Annotated in this window: 3 protein-coding genes; 2 read left to right on the top strand and 1 reads right to left on the bottom strand. The window is 66.7% G+C overall.

The features are described from left to right. Window positions 1–401, bottom strand: a 401-nt coding sequence (locus JCM9942_RS14245) for a response regulator (protein ID WP_157722949.1), incomplete at its 3' end; no start/stop codon positions are given. Between the two features lie 45 nt (window positions 402–446). Between JCM9942_RS14245 and JCM9942_RS14240 the strand changes: the two genes are divergently transcribed. Both JCM9942_RS14240 and JCM9942_RS14235 read left to right on the top strand, forming a co-directional pair. Continuing rightward, window positions 447–1,304, top strand: coding sequence for a 23S rRNA (adenine(2030)-N(6))-methyltransferase RlmJ (locus JCM9942_RS14240; protein WP_054660497.1), 858 nt, complete (start codon window positions 447–449; stop codon window positions 1,302–1,304). 98 nt (window positions 1,305–1,402) lie between these two features. Then, window positions 1,403–1,948 carry a GNAT family N-acetyltransferase gene (locus JCM9942_RS14235; protein WP_054660495.1) on the top strand — a complete coding sequence of 182 codons (546 nt, stop codon included), beginning with the start codon at window positions 1,403–1,405 and terminating at the stop codon, window positions 1,946–1,948. Window positions 1,949–2,353: the final 405 nt, after the last annotated feature.

Here is a 2,353-nt window from a genome sequence, read left to right as displayed (position 1 = left end):
CCCGACGTCTCGGTCGCCGCCACCGCCGGCCCCGCCCGGCGCAGCCGGGCCCGTACCCGCGCCACCAGTTCACGCGGCGAGAACGGCTTGGCCACGTAGTCATCGGCGCCCAGCTCCAGCCCCAGCACCCGGTCGAACTCGTCATTGCGCGCGGTCAGGAAGATCACCGGCACCTGGCTGAAGGTGCGCAGCTGACGGCACACCTCGAAGCCGCCGATATCCGGCAGCCCCACATCCAGCACCACCACGTCGGCCTCGCCAGCCCGCAGCTGCGCCAGTGCCTCCCGCCCCAGCGTGCAGTGACTGGCCAGATAGCCCTCGCTGTGCAGGGCATATAACAATGTATCGGCGATGGCAGCCTCGTCTTCGACGACGAGGACCCGGGCAGGCTGGTCGGACATGTGCCCAGCATAGCCGCCACCTCCCCCGCGCCGTACACTTCGCCGATGAATTACCGCCACGCCTTCCATGCCGGCAACCATGCCGACGTGCTCAAACACATCACGCTGCTTGCGCTGATCGATTCCTTCAAGCGCAAGGACAGCCCGTTCTTCGTGCTGGACACCCATGCCGGGCGCGGCCGCTATCTGCTGTCCAGCGAGGAAAGCCGCAAGACCGCCGAGATCGACGATGGCGTAATGAAGCTGATGGCCCAGCCCACGCTGCCCGACGTGGTCGAGCGCTATCTGAAAGCGGTGCAGGCCGACAACCCGGTCGGCGCGCTGATCACCTACCCCGGCTCACCGCTGCTCACCGCCCAGGCCCTGCGTCCGCAGGACCGTCTGGCCGCCTGCGAGCTGCAGGAAGAGGAGGCCGCCGCGCTCAAGGCGCTGTTCGCCCGCGACAGCCGCGTCGGCGTGCACCCCGGCGATGGCTACGCGCAGATCCGCTCGCTGCTGCCGCCCAAGGTCAATGGTGTGAAGATCGGGCGCGGGCTGGTCCTGATCGATCCGCCCTACGAGGCCCAGGACGCCGAATACCCGCGTATCCTGGCGGCATTGAGCGAAACCCTGGCCCGCTGGCCGCAGGCCACCTGCGCGGTCTGGTTTCCGATCAAGCAGCGCCGCAGCATCCTGCATTTCTTCCGCAAAGCCGCCGCGTTGCCGATCAAATCGGCGCTGCTGGCCGAATTCCTGGTGCGTCCGGACGACTCGCCGCTGCGTCTGAACGGCAGCGGTATGCTGCTGCTCAATCCGCCGTGGCAGTTCGACCGGGTGCTGGCGCCGGCGATGCCGGTGCTGAAGAAACATCTGGGCGAACCAGGGGCCTCGACCCGTCTGGAGTGGCTCAAAACGGCCGAGTAGGCAACGGCCGTTCCCGGCCATGACCCCGCGTTCAACAATGTTCACAGAATTTCGCACGACCGGTGCCAGAATCAGCGGACTTTCGAGGAAACGTAGTCATGGCGACCCGCAACCGCATGCCCCCGTGGCATGAAAACTTCAAAGCCCCCAGTGGCCGGGAACTGCTGATCCGCCCCATCCGGCCGGAAGACGGCCCGCCGCTGCAGGGGGCATTTGAGCTGTTTGGACCGGAGGAAGTGCGTGACCGGTTCCTGCAGTCGGTCGAATCCCTTTCCGACGAAACCGCCCAGCGCCTGACCCACCCCAATCCCAAGACCGAGATCTCGCTGGTCGCCGCCGAACCGCTGCCGCCCGGCGAAGCGGTGGTCGGCGCGGTGGCGCGGGCCTCGATCATTCCCGGCACCCGGGATGCCGAGTACGCGATCCTGGTCAGCCGCTTCCTCGCCGGCCAGGGCCTGGGCCGCCAGCTGATGCGCAAGCTGGTGAAGTGGGCGCGCGGCAAGTATCTGGACCGCATGTACGGCGATATCGCCCAGGACAACGAGCCGATGCAGCAGCTGGCCGCCTCGCTGGGCTTCAAGCAGGTGCCGCATCCCACCGGCGCCCCGGGACTGGTGCGGATGGTGCTGGAACTAGCCAACTGAGGCGCTTCAACCTCCTTGCAGACAACAGGCGCTCCCACAAGGGGCGCCTTTTTTCATGACGCACATCCCTGTGCGTCACCGTTGGCGGCTTTGCCGTGAAAAACGGCGATCCTGCCGTTTTTTCATGACGCATATCCACGTGCCTCACCGTTCGGCAGCCTCGCCGCGAAAACGGCGGTCCTGCCGTTTTTCCCAACCCTCCTCCGTCTCCGCTCCCCTTCCGCAGCGTTGCCCTGCAAAACCGCGGTGCTGCTGTTTTGCGGAGGGGATAGTCCGTTTCCCCCCTGCAGCGGCCGGCAGATCGCATCTGGTAAAATTCGCGGTCCATGTCGTCCATCAAATTCCCCTCTCCGCCGCTGCCGCGTAGCGGCCAGCTCCGCGCCTGGTGGCGCGCCCCGGCTTCCG

Origin of the sequence: Stenotrophomonas pictorum JCM 9942 (assembly GCF_001310775.1) — a bacterium.
In the GTDB taxonomy this organism is placed as follows: Bacteria; Pseudomonadota; Gammaproteobacteria; order Xanthomonadales; family Xanthomonadaceae; genus Stenotrophomonas; species Stenotrophomonas pictorum.
Note: the sequence above shows the minus strand (reverse complement) of the source record. Positions and strands in the feature narration are given on the sequence as shown.

What these genes read in the sequence shown, in the direction of transcription:
- JCM9942_RS14240 (WP_054660497.1), top strand. Translation starts at nt 447, where the DNA reads ATGAATTACCGCCACGCCTTCCATGCCGGCAACCATGCCGACGTGCTC.
- JCM9942_RS14235 (WP_054660495.1), top strand. Translation starts at nt 1,403, where the DNA reads ATGGCGACCCGCAACCGCATGCCCCCGTGGCATGAAAACTTCAAAGCC.